At 42.1% G+C, this 22,585-nt stretch carries 23 protein-coding genes; 12 read left to right on the top strand and 11 right to left on the bottom strand.

From position 1 onward, the window contains the following. Positions 1-48: 48 nt before the first annotated feature. A complete protein-coding gene (locus tag BW986_RS31285) occupies positions 49-342 on the top strand; it encodes a hypothetical protein (protein ID WP_397222708.1) in 294 nt (97 codons plus the stop codon). Here the strand turns inward: BW986_RS31285 and BW986_RS20015 are convergent. From BW986_RS20015 to BW986_RS20040, 6 genes are all read right to left on the bottom strand, one after another. Further along, the gene (locus tag BW986_RS20015; protein WP_076370060.1) at positions 304-1,644 is read right to left on the bottom strand and encodes an MmgE/PrpD family protein; all 1,341 of its coding nucleotides are present in this window, start codon (positions 1,642-1,644) and stop codon (positions 304-306) included. The genes BW986_RS31285 and BW986_RS20015 overlap by 39 nt on opposite strands. Positions 1,645-1,649: 5 nt before the next feature. Further along, a complete protein-coding gene (locus BW986_RS20020) occupies positions 1,650-2,417 on the bottom strand; it encodes an amino acid ABC transporter ATP-binding protein (protein ID WP_076370062.1) in 768 nt (255 codons plus the stop codon). Between the two features lie 4 nt (positions 2,418-2,421). Then, the gene (locus BW986_RS20025; protein WP_076370064.1) at positions 2,422-3,093 is read right to left on the bottom strand and encodes an amino acid ABC transporter permease; all 672 of its coding nucleotides are present in this window, start codon (positions 3,091-3,093) and stop codon (positions 2,422-2,424) included. A gap of 24 nt (positions 3,094-3,117) precedes the next feature. Then, positions 3,118-3,918 (bottom strand): amino acid ABC transporter substrate-binding protein, encoded by an 801-nt coding sequence (locus BW986_RS20030; protein WP_076370066.1) that lies wholly within the window; start codon positions 3,916-3,918, stop codon positions 3,118-3,120. A gap of 19 nt (positions 3,919-3,937) precedes the next feature. Next, positions 3,938-4,471 carry a GNAT family N-acetyltransferase gene (locus BW986_RS20035; protein WP_076370068.1) on the bottom strand — a complete coding sequence of 178 codons (534 nt, stop codon included), beginning with the start codon at positions 4,469-4,471 and terminating at the stop codon, positions 3,938-3,940. A gap of 85 nt (positions 4,472-4,556) precedes the next feature. Further along, the gene (locus tag BW986_RS20040; RefSeq protein WP_076370070.1) at positions 4,557-5,885 is read right to left on the bottom strand and encodes an LLM class flavin-dependent oxidoreductase; all 1,329 of its coding nucleotides are present in this window, start codon (positions 5,883-5,885) and stop codon (positions 4,557-4,559) included. Between the two features lie 426 nt (positions 5,886-6,311). Between BW986_RS20040 and BW986_RS20045 the strand changes: the two genes are divergently transcribed. Continuing rightward, complete coding sequence (locus BW986_RS20045) at positions 6,312-7,454, top strand: amidohydrolase (RefSeq protein ID WP_221408334.1); 1,143 nt, start codon at positions 6,312-6,314, stop codon at positions 7,452-7,454. A 24-nt stretch (positions 7,455-7,478) separates the two neighbouring features. Beyond that, on the top strand, positions 7,479-7,907 hold the full coding sequence (locus BW986_RS20050; RefSeq protein ID WP_179086133.1) for a cytidine deaminase: 429 nt from the start codon (positions 7,479-7,481) through the stop codon (positions 7,905-7,907). A 52-nt stretch (positions 7,908-7,959) separates the two neighbouring features. Here BW986_RS20050 and BW986_RS20055 read toward each other — a convergent pair whose 3' ends face one another. From BW986_RS20055 to BW986_RS20065, 3 genes are all read right to left on the bottom strand, one after another. Further along, positions 7,960-8,529, bottom strand: coding sequence for an MEDS domain-containing protein (locus tag BW986_RS20055; protein ID WP_076370076.1), 570 nt, complete (start codon positions 8,527-8,529; stop codon positions 7,960-7,962). Positions 8,530-8,670: 141 nt separating this feature from the next. Continuing rightward, positions 8,671-9,306 (bottom strand): FusB/FusC family EF-G-binding protein, encoded by a 636-nt coding sequence (locus BW986_RS20060; protein WP_076370078.1) that lies wholly within the window; start codon positions 9,304-9,306, stop codon positions 8,671-8,673. A gap of 158 nt (positions 9,307-9,464) precedes the next feature. Continuing rightward, the gene (locus BW986_RS20065; RefSeq protein ID WP_076370080.1) at positions 9,465-9,728 is read right to left on the bottom strand and encodes a CD3324 family protein; all 264 of its coding nucleotides are present in this window, start codon (positions 9,726-9,728) and stop codon (positions 9,465-9,467) included. Positions 9,729-10,085: 357 nt separating this feature from the next. On the opposite strand from BW986_RS20065, the gene BW986_RS20070 reads away from it, so the two are divergent. Further along, on the top strand, positions 10,086-10,730 hold the full coding sequence (locus BW986_RS20070; protein WP_076370082.1) for an SDR family oxidoreductase: 645 nt from the start codon (positions 10,086-10,088) through the stop codon (positions 10,728-10,730). A 44-nt stretch (positions 10,731-10,774) separates the two neighbouring features. Here BW986_RS20070 and BW986_RS20075 read toward each other — a convergent pair whose 3' ends face one another. Next, the gene (locus BW986_RS20075) at positions 10,775-11,341 is read right to left on the bottom strand and encodes a sugar O-acetyltransferase (RefSeq protein ID WP_076370084.1); all 567 of its coding nucleotides are present in this window, start codon (positions 11,339-11,341) and stop codon (positions 10,775-10,777) included. 364 nt (positions 11,342-11,705) lie between these two features. On the opposite strand from BW986_RS20075, the gene brnQ reads away from it, so the two are divergent. From brnQ to BW986_RS20095, 4 genes are all read left to right on the top strand, one after another. Further along, positions 11,706-13,037, top strand: coding sequence for a branched-chain amino acid transport system II carrier protein (brnQ, locus tag BW986_RS20080; RefSeq protein ID WP_076370086.1), 1,332 nt, complete (start codon positions 11,706-11,708; stop codon positions 13,035-13,037). Positions 13,038-13,531: 494 nt separating this feature from the next. Beyond that, positions 13,532-14,398 carry an ATP-binding protein gene (locus BW986_RS20085; RefSeq protein WP_076370088.1) on the top strand — a complete coding sequence of 289 codons (867 nt, stop codon included), beginning with the start codon at positions 13,532-13,534 and terminating at the stop codon, positions 14,396-14,398. Positions 14,399-14,413: 15 nt separating this feature from the next. Next, on the top strand, positions 14,414-16,330 hold the full coding sequence (locus tag BW986_RS20090; protein ID WP_076370090.1) for a vWA domain-containing protein: 1,917 nt from the start codon (positions 14,414-14,416) through the stop codon (positions 16,328-16,330). A 207-nt stretch (positions 16,331-16,537) separates the two neighbouring features. Continuing rightward, positions 16,538-17,233 (top strand): hypothetical protein, encoded by a 696-nt coding sequence (locus tag BW986_RS20095; RefSeq protein WP_076370615.1) that lies wholly within the window; start codon positions 16,538-16,540, stop codon positions 17,231-17,233. Between the two features lie 51 nt (positions 17,234-17,284). On the opposite strand, the gene BW986_RS20100 is transcribed toward BW986_RS20095, so the two are convergent. Beyond that, positions 17,285-17,404 (bottom strand): DUF4023 family protein, encoded by a 120-nt coding sequence (locus BW986_RS20100; protein ID WP_061465287.1) that lies wholly within the window; start codon positions 17,402-17,404, stop codon positions 17,285-17,287. 354 nt (positions 17,405-17,758) lie between these two features. On the opposite strand from BW986_RS20100, the gene BW986_RS20105 reads away from it, so the two are divergent. The 4 genes from BW986_RS20105 (at position 17,759) to BW986_RS20120 (ending at position 22,571) form a co-directional block, all read left to right on the top strand. Further along, positions 17,759-19,135 (top strand): sensor histidine kinase, encoded by a 1,377-nt coding sequence (locus tag BW986_RS20105; RefSeq protein ID WP_076370092.1) that lies wholly within the window; start codon positions 17,759-17,761, stop codon positions 19,133-19,135. A 9-nt stretch (positions 19,136-19,144) separates the two neighbouring features. Further along, positions 19,145-19,729 carry an ANTAR domain-containing response regulator gene (locus BW986_RS20110; RefSeq protein WP_076370617.1) on the top strand — a complete coding sequence of 195 codons (585 nt, stop codon included), beginning with the start codon at positions 19,145-19,147 and terminating at the stop codon, positions 19,727-19,729. 145 nt (positions 19,730-19,874) lie between these two features. Beyond that, positions 19,875-21,146, top strand: coding sequence for an ethanolamine utilization protein EutH (eutH, locus tag BW986_RS20115; protein ID WP_076370094.1), 1,272 nt, complete (start codon positions 19,875-19,877; stop codon positions 21,144-21,146). Between the two features lie 18 nt (positions 21,147-21,164). After that, positions 21,165-22,571, top strand: a complete 1,407-nt coding sequence (locus tag BW986_RS20120; protein WP_076370096.1) for an ethanolamine ammonia-lyase reactivating factor EutA — start codon at positions 21,165-21,167, stop codon at positions 22,569-22,571. Positions 22,572-22,585: the final 14 nt, after the last annotated feature.

Genomic DNA, 22,585 nt, shown 5'->3' on the forward strand with positions numbered 1-22,585 from the left:
AAAAGGAAGTGCCATAATGGTGCTTCTTTTTTTTGTGTGGTGGGAAATGTGGAACTCACGAGTAAAACGCCGAAATTCACGAGTAAAAGCCCTGAATTCACGAGTAAAACGCCGAAACTCACGAGTAAATGCCTCGAATTCACGAGTAAAACGTCAAAACTCACGAGTAAAGAGCCAAAACACACGAGTAAAACGCCGAAACACACGAGTAAAACGCCGAAACACACGAGTAAAGATACCGTATTGATGATAAACAAATTAGGCGAGCGGTATATAAATACCGTTCGCCTAATTTACTTTCAATCAGCTTCTAAAGTCAGCTTCTTGAAGGACGCCAAGTGATGTGTGATTCAGTGCATGGACAGCTGCTATTATTTTCTCTGTCTCTACTTCATCTCCTATGGCTTTATGCAATTTCTCTATTAGCTGGGGTTTTGTTAATGGATTTCCGGGACTTCCTTTAGGTGTATCGATGCGTTTCGATAGTACATCCCCACTCGTTGTGGTCACGGTCACAATTGTAAATCGTCCCACTGGGAGTGCTGCTTTGGAAGGCTTGATCGTTGCATCCGTCTCTCTATTTACTTTTTGAAAGGATTCTCTCCATGAATGGGGAATAGGTTTCGATTCAAAAGAAGCAAAGGTCAGGGGTTTGCCTGTAAGCGCGAGCCATACAATATACTCAATCGAAAACCTTCCTTCTTCACCAGTCGAAGGATTATGGTGAATCAAAGCGGAATCACCATTTGGAGGAAAGCAAACACTCACCGATTCAATATCTTCTTCCGACAAATCGTACGTCTTATGTAAAAAGACAGCAGCATCAGCGCCATGTGCCGCAGCAGAACAAAAAGGATACTGTTTAAACCATAATCCTGGTGTTACGATTCGCCATGTCTTTCCCCAATTTACCGTCAAATCGGGAACTCCATTTTCTGCATATACCTGAAAGAAACCATTCTTATCATTCAAAAAGTCGGGATTGCTATGTAATCCCATCCGAATCCAATCTGCGGAATCCACAGCGTTTTTAGCAGCAATCCCTACATGGAGCGGCTTTACTACAGTGCCAAATTGGAGTCGTAAACCCGCCGATTGGGTAGCGGCAAGACTCATGGTTTCAGCTATTAAGCGTGGTGAGTATTCCCGTAAATATGCAACCGCACCAGCTGCAGCTATTACGCCAAGTGTAGCCGTATTATGCCAACCTTTCGTATAATGATAGGGATTCATAGCTTCCCCAAACCGAGCCATGATTTCCACACCTACCACATAGGCAGCTAAAAAACGTTTCCCGGTCATTTCAGGCTCTCCAACTGCTAACAATGCAGACAAAATGACTGCGCTTGGATGACCTCGTACATCTGAATGTACATCATCATAATCTAGTAAATGAGCTTGAAAGCCATTGAAGAGTGCTGCTTGGGATCTTGTTGCATGCATGTGACTTCCAATCAAGTAACTCGTCCCATTTCCGCCTTCTTCCAAAATGATTTGCTTTAAAATTGTCATTTCCTTTTCGGATTTTGTTTGATAGGAAACAGCAAGATAATCAAGAAGCCCTTCGATTGCAGCCTGTAATACTTCTTCATTTACCAACGGATTGGAATGATAAATCATTTCAGATAACCTTTCCGTGTTCATGCACTTCACTTCCTTTTTTGCCTGGCAGGTCCGTCCGTTTCATCTCCCATTTGCCGTAAAAAACGCTGAGTTCGCGGATTAAGGGAATGCTCAATTACTTGTTCTGGGGTGCCTTGTTCGATAATATGTCCGTCTGCCATGAATATGACATGGTCAGCAACTTCCTTCGCAAATTGCATTTCGTGCGTCACGATCACCATTGTGGTATCCTCTTTCGCTAACTCCCGTATTACTTGTAAAACCTCATTAACCAATTCGGGATCTAGAGCGGAGGTAGGTTCATCAAATAAAATGGCATGTGGTTTCACAGCTAATGCTCTAGCGATGCTGACACGCTGCTGTTGTCCGCCGGATAAGGTAACGGGGTATTGCATGGCTTGTGTTTCCAAGCCAACCCGTTTCAATAAATCCATGCCGATTTGAATGGCTTCTTCTTTTTTCATCTTTTTGCTGACAAGCAAAGCTTCAATCACGTTTTTTAGGGCCGTTTTATTTTTAAAAAGGTTATAGTGTTGGAATACCATCGCTGTTTGCTGTCTTAATTGGTACGCGTCTTTCTCTTTATATTTTTGGGTATCCAATTTTACATCCTTGATTTCGATGGTGCCGCTGTTGGGCTTTTCCAACAGGTTCAGGCAGCGTAATAACGTTGATTTTCCAGAACCTGAAGGGCCAATGATGGCGACAACTTCCCCGGTTCTAATATCCAAGTTAATATCGTTCAATACTTGTTTATCACCAAAATATTTAGATAAGTTTCTTACTTTTATCATATGATCACCTTCTAAGTGGTTTGCTGAGCCAAATTTCCAGGTATTGTTGTATCCAAGAATAAAGAATAACCAATAGCCAGTAAATCAAGCCAACCACCAAATACGTCTCGAAAAAGCGCATGTTAGCGGATGCAATAATTTTTCCCTCTGCAAATAGTTCCGTAATTCCTAATGTAAAGGCAAGGGATGTTTCTTTAATCAAAGATATGAATGTATTCCCTGTTGCTGGCAATGCATTTAAAGCAGCCTGTGGTAATATGATTCGCGAGTAAATCTGCACTCTTTTCATGCCGGTTGCAAGGCCCGCTTCCATCTGCCCTTTGTCCACGGAATTCAATCCGGCTCGGAAGATTTCTGCTAAATAAGAGGATTCTTTCAAACTGAATCCAATGATCGCAGCTGTCATTGCTTCCATCGTAGACAACGACGGGAATAACTGTGGTAAACCGTAATAAATGATGAATAATTGTACTAACGTTGGCATACCTCGGAATAAAGAGATATATAAGCCAGCCAATTGGGTGATTCCAAAAATATTGCTATTCCTTATTAAGGCTACTACAAGTCCGATAATAATGGCTAAAGCCATCGAAATGATGGCTAAAACCAGAGTGATTGGAATAAATTTCGCGATTTGCAGGGAAATTTCCAACATATATTGTAAATCAAAATTCATAATGCTTTAAAACCTCCGCTATGCTTATTCGCCGGAATTCGTGGTGATATCTTCACCAAAATATTTATTGGACAGCTTCGCTAATGTACCATCTTCTTTAAGTTTTTTGATTTCTGTCGTGAATTCATCATTTAATTTTTTGCCTTTTTCTGTTTTTGGAAATGGATACCCTACATTTTCATAGGCCACTGGATCACCAACCAGTTTTAACGGAAGATCATTTTTCTTTATTTCTGCAACCAGGATTGGGCGGGAATTGATATATCCATCTACACGGTTGTTAATGGCATCTTGCATCGCGCCATCCCGGGTTTCATAGGTTCGTATTTTGATATCGCCGTTTTTATCATATTTTTCTAGGTTTGCGACGTTATTAGACCCCAGCACACCGGAAACGGTTTTGCCTTTAAGATCAGCCAAACTCTTAATATCATCGTTTTTTGTGCTTGATACAATTTGTGCACCATAATAACTATACGGCTCTGTAAAATTAAATTGATCTTGGCGTTCTGGTGTTATAGCAACGGCATTTGCAACGGTGTCCAATTTACCTGATCCCAATTGCCCCATTATCCCACTGAAATCAGAAGTGACCCACTCTACCTTGTATCCTAAATTCTTGGCGATGAGTTCTGTAAGTTCAACGTCAAATCCTATTAATTTACCATCCTCTTGATAACCATTTGGATAGCTTTGGCCAGTGGACCCCACTTTAATTGTTTTTTGTTCGGAATCTTTGGCAGCATTCTCTTGTTTTGAACTGCCACATGCTGCAAGTACTAATATGAAAAGTAAAGAGAGTCCAAGGGAAAGAATTTTTTTCATCGTTATTTTCCTCCTATTATTAAATGGTTTGATTATGTTTTTCAGTCCAAGCTTGATATTGTCCCGGCTGCAAGATTTTCCTCAAATATATTGTGAGATGACCTTTGCCTAAATCCTTTTGCCCGATCTCTTCAAACCCACTTTTTTCGTACATTTCCTTTAGCCATGGATGATTATCCGCGGTTCCGAGCGTAACCGCGGGGGCTCTCAGCTGCTTCTTCAAAATTTCTTCTTCGAGCCATGACAGAACTTTTTTCCCTATGCCTTGACGCTTATATGCAGGGTTTGTAGCGAACCAGCCTATGTGTGGCAATACGAGCGGTCCAGGATTAGGGCCCCAAGGTAACCGGATCGATACGGTCGAAATAAATGTCCCATTTTCCTCCAGAACAAACACCTTATTTTCGGATATATGCTTAATCGCTTCCTCTCTCGTGGCCGTTGCCGCAGAGAAGTGAATATCCAACTCTCTTATACTCGAATAAGCATCCAATGTTAATTGGAGGAATTTATCCACATCTTCTACACGTACTTCACGAAATATTTGACTCATCTTGCGCCTCCTATACTCTATCTAGTTAATTCCTCTTCGGTTCGGTGATTCTGTCTTTGAGAACTATCAGCCAGGTGTAAGGTATTTAAAGCTTATGGGAATATTGGTTGGCCGGTTTATCCAGGCCAAGATTCCCTCGTAATGTGTTACTTTCATATTTCGTACGGAAAATTCCCTTCGATTGCAGTTCAGGGACAACAAGTTCTACAAAATCCGTTAAAGAATCAGGCAAGAGGGCTGGCATGATATTAAAGCCGTCAGCTGCATTTCCATTCACCCAATCTTCAATCTTATCCGCAATCTGCGTTGGTGTTCCAATGGCGATATGATGTCCACGTGATCCAGCAACCCACTGATATGTCTGACGTAACGTCAAATTTTCATTGATCGCCCGTTTAACGATCAAATCATATTTACTTTGGATGCCATCTACATGTTCTGGTAGCGAAATATCAGCAAACGGTGTATCCAAAGGGATGTTCGAAAAATCCACATTTCCAAAATACCTTCCCATAACAGCCAATCCTATTTCGGGAATGATCAGCTCCTGCAATGCCTCGTACTTTTCTTGGGCTTCCTTCTCGGTCTGTCCTACAATCGGGAACAAACCTGGCATGATGCTCAAGCTGCTTTTCTCCCGATTAAAAGCGGCCAATTGCCCTTTTAACTCATGGTAAAATGAAACAGCATCCTCCTTGTTCTCCTGGGCTGTAAAGACAATCTCCGCGTGCTTTGCTGCAAGCAATTGCCCAGCGCCAGAAGAGCCTGCTTGTACAATGACCGGATGCCCCTGAGGGGAGCGGGAAATATTTAATGGTCCTTTTACATTGAAAAACTCTCCTTGATGATTGATTTCATGAAACTTGCTTTCATCAATGAATTGGCCTGTTTCTTTATCGATGACCAATGTATCGTCTTCCCATGAGTCCCACAACTTCTTGGTAACTTCCACAAATTCAGTCGCCCTTTTATAACGGAGACCATGTTCTAAATGTTCTGATTTATTGAAGTTCACGGCAGTAGAGGCAAGGGACGTTGTGACTACGTTCCATCCAGCGCGGCCGGAGGTAATATGGTCTAAAGAAGCAAATTTCCTAGCAACATTAAAGGGTTCTTCGTAGGTGGTGGAGGCCGTTGAAACCAAACCAATATTGGAAGTCGCCGAGGCTAGGTAAGATAACAAGGTCAATGGCTCGAATCGAGTCAGAATATTAGGATGCGAGTCCTTTGCAACTGACAAACTATCTGCCAAGAATAATAAATCGAATAAACCCTTTTCGGCAGTCTGGGCCAACCCTTTAAAATAATCGATGCTCATATTACCTTTCGGATTGGCGTTAGGGTGTCTCCAGGAAGCAACGTGATGTCCTGTTCCGGCCAAAAATACACCAAGTTTTACTGTTTTCTTTTTCATGTGTCAATTGCTCCTTTATGTCTTCACTTTTAAACGCAGGGGATTTATAATATGAATATCCTTACTGGTTTACTATGAATTAATGCTGAAATAAAACCCGCTTCCAGTTTAGAAGAGGGTTCCTTCCGACTATGTATTTCCTTACTTGTTTTCTACTATAGAAATGGAATCCTTTTTTGGATTGATACGTTAATATAATATAGAAATTAAATCAAATGGTAGCATCTAATATAATAAATTGTCAATGTTAAATATTCGGAATAAACACACTTTTCATTTCCGGAAATTCATTGTAATGATGCTTACGATGCGACCTAATTTAGAACTCATTCTTTACACGTTTATCACTTAGCTTATTTGATAGCTGCTTCATTTGATATTCGGTTTTTACTATTCGGATTTTAAGGAGATGGACAACCGTTGACCATAAGCAATGTAGAATTGGAAAATTATCTATTGGCATTCAGACGCGATCTTCATATGACACCTGAATTATCAAACCAAGAATTTGAAACGACTAAAAAAATTAAAGAAGCGCTTCAATCTCAAGATATTAAGATACTTGATTTTCCATTGAAAACTGGTGTCGTAGCTGAGATAAAAGGGAGTAAGCCGGGACCTACGATAGCACTTCGCTCCGATATTGATGCTTTACCAATTTTGGAGCAATCTGAGGTGGACTTTCCTTCAAGGCATAACGGTGTGATGCATGCATGTGGTCATGATTTTCACACTTCCGTCATTTTGGGGACTGCTATTTTATTAAAAAAGGAAGAAAGAGATCTTTCCGGAACGATTCGCTTGATTTTTCAACCTGCGGAGGAAACGGGACATGGTGCAAGTGCTGTAATGGAAACCGGTGTGCTGGATGACGTGGATGTGATTTTTGGCCTTCATAATGATCCGACATTGCAAGTTGGGGAGTTAGGGACAAAACATGGCGCACTGACAGCGGGGGTCGATCGTTTTGAAGTGCATGTTAAAGCAACTGGCTCACATGCGGCCAAACCGGAAGAGGGAAATGATCCGATAATCATAACAGGACATATTATCTCAACGTTGCAAACCATCATCAGCCGCAATGTGGCACCAAAAGAGACTGCGGTTTTGAGCATCACTCAAATTCATAGTGGCTCAACGTGGAATGTTATCCCGGATCGTGCATATTTGGAAGGAACCGTCCGCACCTTCAGTAAAACTCAACGAGAGTTCATCCAGAAACGCATGAAACAAGTCCTGCACGGTATAAGTGAAACTTTCAATGCAAATGTTGAATTATCCTGGCATCCTGGCCCCCCATCAGTTGATAATACGCCTGAATGGGCAGATTTGGCGCTTCAGGTTGGAGACACAGCAGGTTACACGACAAAAACGTTAGAAGCCAGCTCCATAGGGGAAGACTTCGCTTTTTACCAAGAAAAAATACCAGGTGCTTTCGTAATGATAGGATCGGGCGGTTCATATGACCTGCATCATCCTAAGTTTATAGTAGATGAAACGGCACTTTTTCCAGCTGCTTCTTATTTCCGCTTATTGGCTTTAGAAGCGTTAAAAAAAATCCCTAAATGAAATATTAGAAGGTAAGGAGGTCCCATCATCAAAACTTATCCATTGAATGAGTCGGATCGTGATTTAATAGAAGCTGCAAGTGCAAAAATTAGGGATCTTTACGAGGAAAATAGGCACCATGTTGGCGCTGCATTAAAAACGAGCTCAGGAAAAATCGTTGCTGCCGTACATATTGAAGCATATATTGGCCGGGTTACCGTATGTGCAGAAGCCATTGCGATCGGCAAGGCGATATCGGACGGGGAAAGGGGATTCGATACCATCGTGGCGGTTAAGCATCCCTATTCCGATGATGAAGACAGAGCTTTAAAAGTGGTTAGCCCGTGTGGGATGTGCCGGGAATTAATCTCGGATTATGCCAAAGAGTGCTTTGTCATACTGAATGTTAATGGGGAAACGGTCAAGGTGAAAATCGGTGAATTACTGCCGTATAAATACACGAGGGACTCATGATCAATCCAACGGAAAACAACACGCTTAGGAGAATTCATAAGCGTGTTGTTTATTATTTCAAACTAGATGGCAAGTATTGTTCACAAATGATGATATCATCGTCTTTTAGGACATAAGGATGTGTTTCCAACAATATGGTTTTCAGGTAGTCTGGCATCCTCTCACCTTTGTACGCACAAATTAAAGGAAACGAAATCAGATTTACAGCTTCATCTACTGTTCTCTCAAAATCTTCTATTATATGCAGCGGTTCTTCCATGGTTGCCCATTCCACATGTGCCCATGTTCGGAAAGAGATTTTATTTTCCACATAGGGCTGTACCGTTTTATTAAAGTATTCTTCGATTGCAGGAGGATGATAACTGCCGCTTGAACAATAGAAATCGAAGTTGTTCACAAAGTGAAGGAACTCCATCTGATCCTTCGTTAACCGTGTGCTCAGTTCTTTATGAATAATGGGGTAAATACGGTCATTTTCAACAAGAATGATGTAATCTCCCGCTGCGATGCCATCTTGGATGAAGTTCAAAACTTGTTTAATGTACTTTTCCATTTCATTATAGGAATACAGCACATGAACGTTTTTTTGGTCTTCGAACAACTGATTCATTTTGCTTTTCAATATATCAATCCTTCTTTCCTGTTATCGCTTCAATTATACTTGAATTCCATAAGCAGGACAAAATGAGAATTTTTTTAACTGACGGCTACAGTGCTTAGCAAAAAAAAGCAATCCTTCGCCATTGAAGGATTGCTTTCCTTATTATTTCAGCCGTTCGATTAGGTCGGTCATTTTATCCAAGGTGGTTACGTTCTGGTTGCATTTCATACTGTCTAGACAAATATAATTCCCTTTTTTAATGAATGTCCCTTGGACGGTGCCTTTCGTTTCAGACATGAACATCCCTACTTCTTCAAAGCGGCTGCATATGGCACAGATCCCTTTTTTGTTGGCTGGTTTAATGGTTCCATGCAACCCGGTGAGTTTATAATGATGGGGTGCAATGATGAATTTCTTTCCGGAACCGACATCATCCCATCCCAAGTATGAAATCTCCCTCAAATCAATGTTTTCCAGCAAAGGAGCTTTTAATTTCTTTGCTTTAGGAAATAATTTTTTTATCGTTTTTTCGGTTACTTCTTTAAATGGGATCACAAATGGCTTTACCTGTAAGAGAAAGACTTCGGCTTGTGCGGGATCTTTAATGGTATCTACTGGATCCAGCAGTTGTTTTTGCTCTTCGCTCAAGTCACTGAATAAGCTTAATACTCGTTCTTTGGCGACTGTTTTCAGGGTGTTGATTACATCTTTATCGTTGGCAGTCGCGTGTCCATTTATAAGAATCTGTGTTTGGGATTTTATGAAATTATACTGTTCGCTCCGGATAAAAGGTTCCATTTTCTTCACTCCTGTTTCTTTGCTCGTTACTTGTCACATGATACCGTTGCTCTTAACTTTACCGAAATCGCATCAGCTTTAAAAGGGGGAAAACGACTAAGAAACATACTCGGCATACGAATAGCACTGATATCATTATCAGTGCTACCCATGCAATCCTATTTGGAATAAACGATTTTCTTGATGGTTTCCGCGGAGAGAAAATATTCTTCGGCTAATTGATGGATGGTATGACCGTCTTTGAATGCATATTTTATAGAGGCATTTCGGTCATCGATCAATTCCCTTGATCCCGAACGGGTTCCCCATTTGTGATGGGCCTTTTCAGGTTTAGGGATATATATGGTTTCACCTTGCACATACTTTTGAATTTCAACGATCAGCTTTTCAGGCAAAACGGCCGTCGCTTTTACATATTTCATTTCTGCCAGCCCCTTATTCTTTTTTAAGAATGAAATAAGGTGCAAAGCCGAATATTAGAAATGATAAGGCGGGCGATTAATTAGCTTAATTCAACCCCATGCAAAGTATCGCCTCCAATACTAGGCTTTGCATGAGATGCTGCAGAAGGTGGCATTAACATTCTTATTGCCATCTTTACACCTCCCCGTTATGTCCCTGAAGAACACGTATTGTTTTTATTATAAAATATATAAGGGTGGTTGCCAAACTTTTTCCAATGGTAAAGAAGACCCGGCGGGCTGATTGTTTGATAATGTTCTGAGTCCATGAAATAATTTGAATGGAAACCAAACTAACCATTATGGGAGCTGACCTTTATGAAAGTATTCGTAGTTGGGGCAAATGGGCAGATCGGTAAATATCTTGTAGATTTATTAAAAGATAGCCCGGATCATAGTGTACGGGCAATGGTTCGTAAAGAAGAACAAAGTAAGCATTTAGAGAAAAACGGAATTGAATCCGCTGTCGTGAGTTTAACCGGATCGGTGGATGAGATTGCGAATGCGGCAAAAGGCTGCGACGCCATTGTGTTTACAGCAGGATCTGGAGGAAGCACCGGCGCTGATCAAACGCTGTTGATTGATTTGGACGGTGCTGTTAAAACGATTGAAGCGGCAGAAAACTTGGGAATCAACCGATTCATCATGGTGAGTGCATTTCAGGCCAATAATCGCGAAAACTGGAATGAAGCCATCAAACCGTATTATGTGGCCAAGCACTATGCGGATAGGGCATTGTTACAAAGCGATTTAAATTATACGATCATTAGGCCAGGCGGTCTGGTGAATGAGCCGGGGACGGGCAATGTGGCCGCCGCCGAAGAATTGGAAAGAGGTTCGATTGCCCGTGAAGATGTGGCACGAACGATTCTTGCTTCTTTGACTGAAGAAAATACTTACAAGCGTTCATTTGATTTAATCTCTGGTGATACTGCAATCGCGGAAGCATTAAGGAAAATTTAACGAAATAAAGGAGGCAGGGCCACTCCGGGGGAGTGAGCCCTGCCTTATTTAATTCCTTCAATATGCTTGATGACCTTCGCTGGGTTTCCGCCGACAACAACACCTTCAGGAACATCCTTTGTTACGACTGCCCCTGAAGCGACGACGGAATGATTCCCAATTGTTACACCAGGATTGATGATGGCCCCTCCGCCAATCCATACGTGATCCCCAATCGTAACCGGCTTTCCGTATTCCACTCCAGAACTGCGTTCAAAGGGATCCAGCGGATGTGTGGCTGTATAGATATGCACTCCGGGAGCCAACATGCAGTCCCTGCCAATTTTCACTTCACAAACATCCAAAATGACACAATCGAAATTAGCATAAAAGTTTTCCCCGACAGAAATGTTGTATCCATAGTCACAACGGAAAGTGGGTTCAATATAAACATTTAGCCCAGTGGAACCTAAAAGCTGTTTCAGCAGGGCAGTTCGTTCGTTCCCTTCGCTTTCCGTTGTCTGATTGTATAACCGGGTCAACTTTCTGGCATTTTCCCTATCTCTTATTAATTCCGGATCAGCGGCCATGTAAGGTTCCCCGTTCACCATTTTTTCTTTTTCAGTACTCATGTTAACTCCCCCTATTTTCTTGTTTTTTAGATAGTTTCAATAAATATCTGAATATTAAAATATTTTTCCCGCAAAATAAATTGCAGTACTTTTTACTTAACTTTCCTGTTGAATCTAGATACCTCGCTCATTTTCTTGAAAAGTAGTAAGAAAAGAAAGATTTTTCCGAATAATGAATGAAATAGCTTTGACAAACGTTACGCCTGATTTTATAGTAAGGAGAGTCATGGATGATTGATAGTTTCATGAAGGTACATTTTAACAGATAGGTAGAATACGTTCGCAGTTCATGTCACTTTTTGTACGGGAAATGATGGACAACTCTTTTCTTCGTTAAGATAATCAAAACAATGGAGGGCTCTATATGTCACAGAAAGCACCACTTTCATTTATCATTGTAACAGGGCTAATGCTTTTTGCTTTATTTTTTGGTGCAGGAAACTTAATTTTCCCTGCCATGCTCGGGCAATCCGCCGGGACTAATTTATGGACGGCCAGTTTAGGGTTCATCATTACTGGGGTGGGTTTGCCATTCATTACAATATTGGCATTTGGTTTTTCGGGTAAAAATGATGTTCAATCGCTTGCAAGCAGGGCACACCCGTTATTCGGCATCATTTTCACAGTCGTTCTTTATTTGTCTTTGGGACCGCTTTTCGCGCTTCCCAGAACGGGGAGTGTATCCTACGAAATAGGGATTAAACCTTTCCTTTCTAATGATGTCGGCTTTTTACCATTGCTGATATTCACGATCATATACTTTGGAATTGCCTGTTTATTATCCATCAATCCATCAAAAATGCTGGATATCGTCGGGAAAATATTAACACCATTATTATTGATTTTCATTGGGATCCTCATTGTGGTCGCCATCATTAACCCAATGGGTGAAATCCAGTCACCAGTGGCTGATTATTCAGATAATTCTTTCTTCAAGGGATTCAAAGAAGGATATTTGACTATGGATACGCTGGCCGGATTTGCATTTGGGATCATAGTCATCAACGCAATCAAAGATAAAGGGATAACATCAAGAAAAGAAGTGTTAGGCTTCTGTATGAAAGCCGGCTTAATAGCTGCCGCTTTGTTGGTGATCGTTTATGCGTCTATAACTTATGTCGGGGCAACAAGTGTGGAAAAGCTCGGTCAGCTGGGTAATGGAGGAGACGTTTTGGCTCAAGCCTCGAATCATTTTTTCGGATCGGCTGGTGCTGTGTTGTTAGGGTTGATTGTAATCGCAGCATGCTTAACGACAAGCATCGGTTTGATAACGGCTTGTGCAACGTATTTCAATAAAATACTGCCTGCTGTATCGTATAAATCATATGTCGTCATCTTCTCTGTTTTTAGTGCGGCTGTTGCCAATGTAGGTTTGACCAAGCTCATTTCCATTACAGTGCCTGTGTTAACGGCGCTTTACCCCGTGGCGATCGTTTTGATTGTTCTAACATTCTTCCATTCCTTTTTCAAAGGGAAATCGGAGGTATATTTAGGAAGCTTATTATTAACGGCGATCATCAGCATAATGGATGGAATAGTGGCATCAGGCATTAAAATGGAAGCTGTTTCGGACCTTTTCACTCAATACCTTCCACTATATAGTGTAGGGGTGGGATGGGTGATTCCTGCCATCATCGGCGGTGTATTGGGCTATATGGTATACATTATGAAAGGTGACCCTAAGGAAGCCTATTAAGGGATATCAGAGTGAACTTCGAATAACGTTGATTTCCTCTCCCTTGGACGTGCTTTTCTAAACAGGGGTCTCGAATACCCGCTCCGATCAACTGGTTTGTTTTTAAAAGAAAAAACTGTAGTCTGGTTTCATTTCGAACCTTAAATAAGACAAGGTTACACTTTGGTTTTTTATTATTTTATAGCCCTTATTGGATGGAAGAAATTTGCGACACTCGTGCCGTATAACTGGCTAGCCGAGACCCCACAGGCGTTTACGCCGAGGAGGCTCACCGCCCGCCCCGCGGAAAGCGAGCATCTGGAGGGGAAATCAACCACACCACACCACATTACTTGGAAAATGCAACAAAGTATGCGAAAAAAACTGCAGGCAAACTAGCTTTTCTTCTAGTTTGCCTGTAGTCTGGGAGCTGTCTTGATGACAGCTCCTTTTCTTAGTGTTTGTTTTTAATGGGAAAGAGCCTTAAAATGTTCAGAAAGGGGTGTAGGAACACAATGATTAATCGATTACCAATAGAAATCGCAAATACATTACAAGCAAGCAGAAAAAATCCTGCTGAATTCGAGGAATTGATCAGGAGCGGCGGATATCTGCCTCCTGAGATGGAGTTGATGGTGGATGCCATCACGGCCTTAAGCATGGGGAAGAATATCCTTTTGAAGGGTCCGACAGGGGCTGGAAAGACAAAGTTTGCCGAGACATTATCGAATTTATTCAACCAGCCGATGTTCAGTGTCAACTGCTCAGTCGACTTGGATGCCGAAAGTTTATTGGGCTTCAAGACGTTGGCTTATAAAGAGGAAAAACAGGTGATAGAATTCGTTCCTGGACCTGTGACCAATTCGATGAATCACGGTCATTTCCTATATATAGATGAAATCAACATGGCAAAACCGGAAACCCTTCCGCTTATCAATGGTGTGCTTGATTACAGAAGGACGATAACGAATCCGTTCACGAATGAAGTCATAACGGCAAAAGATGGCTTTAATGTGATTGCTGCAATCAATGAAGGGTATGTCGGTACAGTGCCGCTGAATGAAGCGCTAAAAAATAGATTTGTCGTAATTGAAGTTCCTTATATCGAAGGAGAGCAGTTAAGGCAATTGATTGAAACCAATACAAAGTTGAAGGACCCAAGAAGCATTGAATTGTTCGTTAAACTGTCGAGTGATTTGATAAATGCCGTGAATCAAGGGAAGGTGGCTGAAGATGCGGCATCGATCAGGGCTTTGCTTGATGCTTGCGATCTGAGTGTGTTGATCCCGCCGAAACGGGCGATTCTTCGTTCCATAGTGGATAAGCTGGACGAGGAACGGGAGCGTGAGTTTGTGAAGAACTTGGCTGACACATTATTCTAACTAGGAGAATGCCTCATGAAGTATATCCGTTTCAATGATTCAATAATAGATACGGCTCTTTTTTTACAGCTGCAGGATCTTTCGACCGTATTATCCGGCATTCCTGAGCTGGAATTCGAATACAATTATGGCTCCTTCATTGATCTGATCGAGAATAAGGTCACAGCCAGCCATTTTTGGGAAAATGGCAATAAGGAAGTGAAGGAAGCGGGACTGAAAACGGACGTGCTCCTCAGGACGATAGGTACGCTGCATCATTCAACAATCCAGAGCATGAAGGAGTACAAGGACATTCTCGGGGAAAGTTCGCTTCCGAAGTTTGCAGCCCAATTATTCGCGTTACTGGAAGACTTGCGTTTGGAAGAATTGGTGAAGAAAGAAAGGCCAGGCACGAAAAAATGGTTCTCGGTAAGGGGGGCTTACCTTAAACAATATTTCGAAAGCCAATTGGCGACGAATGTCACAAGAAGTTTTGCACTGGATGAATTATACTGCCTCATCTATTTACTGCTTCAATCTGACAGGCCGGACCCGATTTTCCCAAGAGCCAATGTACGGCAGCTGGAAGAACTGGAGAAACTCAAACCGTTTATCCATTCTGTCTTTGAAGCCACAAAAACGAGTGACATCACGAAGATTTGCGAGCAAATCGTTTTCCGTGTGAACGATGGATACGAGGATACGATGAATGAATATTTCATCTTCCCCATTGCAAATGTGGAAAAGTATAAGGCAAATACCTTATTTGATGAACTGACTAGAAATGATGAACTGTTGAACGATGATACAGAAGATGCTGATGAAGAAAAAAGTGAGTTCATTGATGAAAAATTCTCGACATGGCACCGGGAGAATAAGAACGGCGAGAGTAATTCGACTTTTCTTCAATTTGAATTGGAGCAGGGAACGAAAACAAGTCTGATGGGCGGAGGTGCACGGGAAGCGGAAGATGCCGACCAGGCACTGGCTTCCATCCAGGGTTCATCAGGGGAAAGCCAGCAAAAGGAATACAATCAGCAGGAAACGCTGGAGAAGAAACAAACGAATATGGGCAAAAGTGGTGAACATCCATTTGGTGAAGAAAACAAAGACGTCGTTCAAGTAATCAAGGAAGCAAAAATACCAACACTTACAGAAGAGAAACGCTACCGTGAATTTGTTGCGGATATCGAACCGTTCAAGAGAAAACTCTCCAGTACAATTGAAAAGACACTGGAAAATAAAAAGAACGCACCAAGAAAAGATTTGGTTTTTGGCCGCTTATCGAAGAAATTACTGCCGCTTGTATTTGAAGAAAATCCTCGGGTCTTTTATAAAAAGAACCAGGATTCAAATGAAATGGATGCCGTATTCACATTGCTGATCGATTGCTCCGCTTCCATGCATAACAAAATGGATGAAACGAAACGAGGGGTCGTCCTGTTTCATGAAGTACTGAAAAAATTAAAGATCCCCCACTCGATCGTTGGATTTTGGGAAGATGCAAATGAAGTGAGAGAAGGATATCAGCCGAACTACTTCCATGTGATCCAGTCCCATTCCGATTCGCTTTATCTAAACTCAGGAGCTAAAATCATGCAGCTTGAACCAGAGGAAGACAACAGGGACGGATACAGTATCAGGGTTGCTACAATGGAATTGGAAAAAAGGCGTGAAAAGAACCGGTTCTTGCTCGTGTTTTCCGATGGTGAGCCGGCAGCAAGCGATTATGATCAAAATGGCATTGTCGATACACATCTTGCTGTTTCGGAAGCCAGGAAAAAGGGCATAGAAGTCATCGGCCTGTTTTTAGCGGATGGAGGCATCGAGGAAAGTGAAGAATTGACGATGAAAAACATCTATGGCAAAGAGCGCCTAATGATTCCGAGTGTAGCTGAATTGCCAGAGCAATTTACACCGCTGTTAAAAAAACTGCTGCTGAAGACCATTTGAGAAAACAATTTTAATCGGGCAAATGCATTTGATTGGAATATAAGTGAAAAACGCAGGAGGATTCAATGGATCTTACTGCGTTTTTTTGGTTTGTCATGGTAGTTATTTTCAGTAAGCAAATATATGGATGGAAACTTGAAAAGAACAACGAATGCGATTCTTTTTGCGGAATTGGGGTAAACCATAGATGAGGAAGTGATCATTTTGATGAATTTACTTTTTATGTTGCTTTATTTTTTAATCATTGTTCTTGTTATTGAAATATCGGTTACCTTGATGAAATTGACTGGATTAAAAAGCACAGTGGCCAGATTTCAGGTTATCTCCATGCTGACGGGTACTGGTTTTACAACTGACGAGTCAAAATCCATCATTGATCATCCCGTTCGAAGGAAAATAAGCATGTTTTTAATTTTATTTGGTGCTTTCTCACTTGCAGTCATCATTTCATCGATCAGTACATTGCTTACGGATGATCTGCGCTTGATGGAGTTAAGCATCATTATAGGGGTACTGTTAGTTCTGGTCGTATTAGTGAAAGCTCCATTCTTGAATAATAGATTATCGAATAAGATGAAAAGTGAAATGTACAATCATTATGAATTATGGGAACACCCGATAGAGGAAGTCCTCTTTTTAGAAGATGAAGACGTGGTCATGGAAATCGATATTTATGAGGACTCCGAATTCATAGATGTCAAAGCCTGTGATGTCATATCACATGGAGCCGACATTAATATTTTATTTATTGAAAGCGGAGAAGTGAAAATCAGGAAAGAGTTATATGAGTATAAAATCAAATTAGGGGATAACCTCTTTTTGTATGGAAATAAAAAAGAGATAGAGGACACCTTCTCACAGGAAATCGAAGAGATGAAGAAGAAAAAAAGTGCATCGGAGTGAAAAGAATCCCAGCCTTCTGTTAAGGCTGGGATTTTTTGAGAATGGGCCTCATTAATGCTTTTTATTCGGTAATTTCTGAGCGGGATTCCCATTACCTTGACGGCGGAAATTACCTTCTTCCTTTTTCTGCTGCTCTTGAATGCTTTCAACAAATTCCTTTGAACTTTTCATGGAATGTACCTCCTCCGATATTTTCTTCTTTACTATAACCAGAAGAGGTGGAATTCATGAGTAATGCAAGAAATCTGACTACCTTGTAAAGGGTGTAATATAGAAATATCATGATAAGTATGGGCACAGAACTATAAAAAAGGAAGACTTTGATTGACGAAGTATGATGTATCCATCATACGACCATTTCGGGGAAATTCGTTTTTTTACGTTTGGAAAATAACCCTTTAAATATCTCCATCTAATGTTAGAATACATTACATTAGAATATTTTGAATATTGACAAAAATAAGGGCGGTATCTATAATAATCAATAATAATATCCATGAATAAACATTTATTGGAGTTTTGCCTATGGAACGGACAATGACTGTCCGAGAATTATGTGAGATGTATACTCATTTACTGGACAAGGATATTCAGATTCTTGAAAACCTATCAATGAATTTATCGTTGATAGCCAACTTGAATAAAGCGAATGTGTTTATCGATTGTCCTGTGCTTGAAGGGAAGCATGCCATTGTCGTCGCAGAGGCATGCGGACATTCCGTGAAATCGGTTTATGATCATCCGGTTGTCGGGAAATTTGCCTATGAGGCTTTTGAACCGGCAGTATTTTATGTATTGCGCACCGGAAAGGACATGTTCGTGAACCGGGCATTGACTCAAGAGGGAGCAATGGTGCAGCAAAGTGTCGTTCCAATCAAGGGGGAATGCAATCGGGTCATCGCCGTTTTGATCATGGAAAAGGTGATCCATGAAGAACCTGAAACTTCTAAACAGTTTGATAGGCAAGATCAACAAAATTCCTTAGTTCCTGAATTTATCGAGGAGTCCATTTTCCTGATTAATAACCAAAACCGACTTGTCTATACGAATCCTGCTGCCGTTAATCTAGTATCGGATATATGTATGAAGGACTGTGTTTTAGGTGAATCCATTTTCGATTATTTTCCTGGCTTAGCCGATGTTCTAGCTTCAAAAGAGGACATTTTGATGAAGGAAATGAACATTGGTAAAAAGATTTTCCAAATAAAGAAATTCCATTTGGGCAACAAGAATTCCGATGAAACGTTCATCATCATCCGGGACCTGACAGAACTGCGGGATAAAGAGAGAGAGCTGATTAGCAAGTCGGTGGCCATTCGTGAAATTCATCATAGGGTGAAGAACAATTTGCAGACAGTCGCCAGTTTACTTCGGCTGCAAATGCGGATAGGAGCCCCTGAAGAAAGCAAGCCCCATTTATTGGTCAGTTTGAATCGGGTGTTAAGCATATCGTCGGTTTATGAAATCATTCTGGCAAGCAGTCAGGTCGATCATGTGGACCTGCTTGAGCTTATTAGGAAAATTGGAGATATGATCGTTCATACGGAGGGTCATGCCCGTCAAAGCCTGAGCATTGAATATAGTGGTGGTGAGCTTCATTCCATTGATTCCGACATTGGCATTTCTGTCGCACTGGTTGTGAATGAGCTCATTCATAATTGTGTGAAGCATGCATTCAAGGAAGGGACGGAAGGGAAGATTACCGTATGCTTTCAAAAGGATGGTCCCCAATTGGAGATTCAAGTAAAAGATGATGGCATCGGATATTCACCTGCAGTGAAACCAACTTTAGGGCTGGATATCATCCGCATGACGGTGGAAAATGATTTGGATGGGGAGTTTTCGATTCATCGGATTAAAGAAGGTACCCTGGCTTCTGTAAGATTTCCATACAAGAGGTAGGTGGGAGAAGTGGTCAAGAGGATTTTGGTCGTGGAGGATGAATCGATTGTTCTGCTTGATATAACGATCATGCTCAAGGATGCAGGCTTCGATGTGGTAGGACATGCCCGTAATGGCGAGAAGGCGATTGAAATGGCACATGCACTACAGCCAGATCTCGTTTTGATGGATATCAAAATGCCAAAAATGAATGGGCTTAAGGCTAGCGATGTGATATCCAATACCTTTCAGATTCCGGTCCTGCTTTTAACTGCATTCAGCCAGCGTGAATATATCGACGAGGCGAAGCGCGCGAATATCGTCGGATATCTTGTAAAGCCAATTTCGGAGGCGAATTTGATTCCGGCAGTGGAGATAGCTTTGCAGCAAGCAGCCAATACAAAGAAGCATCAGGAACGAAATGCTCAATTGGATGAAACGCTCACAAATCGTAAAGTCATTGAAAAGGCAAAAGGAATTATCATGAAAAGGAAGAATGTAACAGAAGAAATCGCTTATAATAAACTGAGAAGGCTAAGTATGGATAAGCAGCTTTCCATGGAGACGGTGGCACGTCGAATCATTGCAAATGATCAAAAACAAGTAAATAGATGAAGCAATGGCGCTTTGATGGACCAAATTGGTTATAGGCAGGCATTTCTGCCGAGCAACCTAGTTTGGGCTATAAGAGGCGTCTTTTTTTATACCCTTTTTTTAAAGACGATAGGCCAAATCAAATCGGAATTCAGGGGGAATATGTATGGAGATGGTTGGTAAATTCGTAATTTATATCATTATGGTGTGTGCCGTTGTCGGTGCTATTGCATCGATTAAAGACAGTGAGCAAGGCTTGGGCAAACAGTTCATGGAAGGTTTGCATACCGTTGGCCATATATTTATCCCGGCAGCTGGAATCATGGCATCAATCCCTTATTTATCATGGTTCATCGATGCAGTATGCGGCCCGATTTTCGCTGCGATCGGTGCAGATCCCGCCCTCGCCGCAACAACGATTTTGGCAACGGATATGGGGGGCTACCAATTGGCGGCCGAGCTGCAGGAATCATATGAAGGCTGGATCATGGCGATGATTGTCGGATTCATGTCTGGTGCAACGATTGTATTCTCGATTCCAATGGGGCTTGCGATGCTGGAGAAGCGTGATCATAAATACATGGCACTTGGTGTCATGTCAGGAATCCTGACGATTCCGATTGGCGCTTTTATCTCAAGCGTGCTGGTGGTGGCAACGAATTCGAAAATCCGTGAAGTGATTTCCACGAATGCGGATTCTACATATGAATTCGCGTTGAGCTATTTGAAAATTGCCCTGAATCTTTCCCCTCTTCTTATTTTTGTGGTCTTGCTCGCGTTAGGTCTTTATTTCCTGCCGGATTTGATGATCAAAGGTTTCATGTGGTTTGGAAAAATATTAGATGCCGCAATCAAACTCGTACTCGTGTTTTCGATCGTGGAAATTTTCACTGGGCTGTTTTCCAATGTATTTGGTGCTTGGGGGTTCCATCCGATCATGGCCGATAAGGCAGACCAGTTCCGTGCCCTGGAAACGGCGGGGTATATCGGGATAATGCTGGCAGGTGCCTTTCCAATGATTTACCTCATTCAAAAATACGCAGGCAAGCCGCTTGAAGCGATGGGTAGCAAAATCGGGCTGAGCAAAGCGGGGAGTGCAGGGATATTAGCCACGGTAGCCAATATATTGGCGATGTTCAAACTTGTTAAAGATATGCCGCCGAAGGATAAGGTCATTAACATTTCCTTCGCCGTGTGTGCGGCCTTCCTATTAGGGGATCATTTATCATTCACAGCCAACTTTCAGCCCTCCTTGATATTGCCGATCATCGTCGGCAAGCTATCTGCCGGAGCGATTGGAATCGGTCTTGCTTACTGGCTGTCCGTTCCGAAAGCTTTGGAATTGGAGGAAAAGGATCGTGAAGCAGGAGTTATCGGCGTAAATGAATATAAAACGAAAAACGCAGAAGAAAACGGCAATGAAATCCAAGTGGTGTAAAACTGGGGTGTGATTTTAATGAATGAACAGGTGGAACGAATCATCAGTGCAGGAATTGATATTGGCACCAGTACGACAAAACTTGTCATCAGCGAGCTTTCGCTTAGGAATGTGGCGGGTGGCGGACAGGTGCCAAAAATCGAAATTACCGATAAGAAAATTCTGTATCGAAGTCCCATTTTCAGGACCCCGCTTTTATCCGATTCGGTAATTGATATACCTGCTGTTCAAAGAATGGTGGAAAGTGAATACCATCAGGCCGGGATCACGATCGATAACATACAAACAGGGGCTGTCATCATTACGGGGGAAACGGCAACGAAACAAAATGCAGAAGAAATGGTTTACCGGTTATCTAAAGCGGCGGGGGAATTCCTTGTAGCGGCAGCCGGTCCGGACTTGGAGGGAATCATTGCCGCCAAGGGGTCGGGTGCCCATCAACATTCCATAAAGACCAAAAAGACTGTAGCGAACATAGACATTGGCGGGGGAACGGCGAATATTGCCGTATACCGTTCCGGTATGCTTTGCGGAACTTGCACACTGCATATAGGAGGCCGTTTGGTGGAGTGGGAGGGAGTGAAGGTGAAGGTTGCCCCTTCAATAGGGAAATGGCTGAAATCAAAGGGGCACTCTCCTTTGAATGGTGATGGGTCAATCATCACAAATGAAATGGCGAAGGTGCTTTCGAGGTTTTTGTCTGGTTCATTCACAAAAGAAGATGAACTTCTATTAATTGGGAAGGAGCCATCATGGACAGGGCAAATCGATGTGCTGATGTTCTCGGGAGGTGTCAGTGATTGCATCTATCATCAAGAACGGGAGGACAAAAGCTTCCGGGATATCGGCATGATGCTTGCCGCCTCTATTAAGGAAAATGAAGAATTGGCTGCATGGGAGTGGGAACAGCCCGTTGAAACGGTTCGGGCGACTGTCCTTGGAGCAGGCGCACATACGACTGAAATAAGCGGTGCGACCATCGAGGTGAATGATTCTCATCTGCCCGTTCGCAATATCCCGGTCTATCGGGTCGATTTTCATGACGGGATAGATGATGTAACCGCGAGAATGGCACAAGCTGTTCAGGATGCGATCACGATATACGATCCCTTGCAGGAGGGCCTGAATTTTGCCTTTTATTTAACGAATTTACCTTATCAATCATTTCGGGACATTCACCAGCTCGCAGTCGCTTTTACCGAGGCCTTGATGCAAAAACCGAATCGGCAGCAGCCTCTGATCATTGTCATGGATAGTGATTATGGGAAAGCACTTGGTCAAACCATTCTAGCGAACCAACCGGATCTGCCGGTCATCTGCATTGATCAGACAGAAGTGGAACATGGTGATTATTTAGATATAGGAAGGCTGCTGCGGACAGGGGTCGTTCCGGTTGTAGTAAAAACGCTAACCTTTCACAGGTAGGAAAAGGAGGATTA

The organism is Peribacillus simplex (assembly GCF_900156045.1).
Classification (GTDB): domain Bacteria; phylum Bacillota; class Bacilli; order Bacillales; family DSM-1321; genus Peribacillus; species Peribacillus simplex_D.

Excerpts from the sequence above, each read along its gene's own strand:
- BW986_RS20015 (WP_076370060.1), bottom strand. The coding sequence starts at position 1,644 with ATGAACACGGAAAGGTTATCTGAAATGATTTATCATTCCAATCCGTTG.
- BW986_RS20020 (WP_076370062.1), bottom strand. The coding sequence starts at position 2,417 with ATGATAAAAGTAAGAAACTTATCTAAATATTTTGGTGATAAACAAGTA.
- BW986_RS20025 (WP_076370064.1), bottom strand. The coding sequence starts at position 3,093 with ATGAATTTTGATTTACAATATATGTTGGAAATTTCCCTGCAAATCGCG.
- BW986_RS20030 (WP_076370066.1), bottom strand. The coding sequence starts at position 3,918 with ATGAAAAAAATTCTTTCCCTTGGACTCTCTTTACTTTTCATATTAGTA.
- BW986_RS20035 (WP_076370068.1), bottom strand. The coding sequence starts at position 4,471 with ATGAGTCAAATATTTCGTGAAGTACGTGTAGAAGATGTGGATAAATTC.
- BW986_RS20040 (WP_076370070.1), bottom strand. The coding sequence starts at position 5,885 with ATGAAAAAGAAAACAGTAAAACTTGGTGTATTTTTGGCCGGAACAGGA.
- BW986_RS20060 (WP_076370078.1), bottom strand. The coding sequence starts at position 9,306 with ATGGAACCTTTTATCCGGAGCGAACAGTATAATTTCATAAAATCCCAA.
- BW986_RS20065 (WP_076370080.1), bottom strand. The coding sequence starts at position 9,728 with ATGAAATATGTAAAAGCGACGGCCGTTTTGCCTGAAAAGCTGATCGTT.
- BW986_RS20070 (WP_076370082.1), top strand. The coding sequence starts at position 10,086 with ATGAAAGTATTCGTAGTTGGGGCAAATGGGCAGATCGGTAAATATCTT.
- BW986_RS20075 (WP_076370084.1), bottom strand. The coding sequence starts at position 11,341 with ATGAGTACTGAAAAAGAAAAAATGGTGAACGGGGAACCTTACATGGCC.
- brnQ (WP_076370086.1), top strand. The coding sequence starts at position 11,706 with ATGTCACAGAAAGCACCACTTTCATTTATCATTGTAACAGGGCTAATG.
- BW986_RS20085 (WP_076370088.1), top strand. The coding sequence starts at position 13,532 with ATGATTAATCGATTACCAATAGAAATCGCAAATACATTACAAGCAAGC.
- BW986_RS20090 (WP_076370090.1), top strand. The coding sequence starts at position 14,414 with ATGAAGTATATCCGTTTCAATGATTCAATAATAGATACGGCTCTTTTT.
- BW986_RS20095 (WP_076370615.1), top strand. The coding sequence starts at position 16,538 with ATGAATTTACTTTTTATGTTGCTTTATTTTTTAATCATTGTTCTTGTT.
- BW986_RS20100 (WP_061465287.1), bottom strand. The coding sequence starts at position 17,404 with ATGAAAAGTTCAAAGGAATTTGTTGAAAGCATTCAAGAGCAGCAGAAA.
- BW986_RS20105 (WP_076370092.1), top strand. The coding sequence starts at position 17,759 with ATGGAACGGACAATGACTGTCCGAGAATTATGTGAGATGTATACTCAT.
- eutH (WP_076370094.1), top strand. The coding sequence starts at position 19,875 with ATGGAGATGGTTGGTAAATTCGTAATTTATATCATTATGGTGTGTGCC.
- BW986_RS20120 (WP_076370096.1), top strand. The coding sequence starts at position 21,165 with ATGAATGAACAGGTGGAACGAATCATCAGTGCAGGAATTGATATTGGC.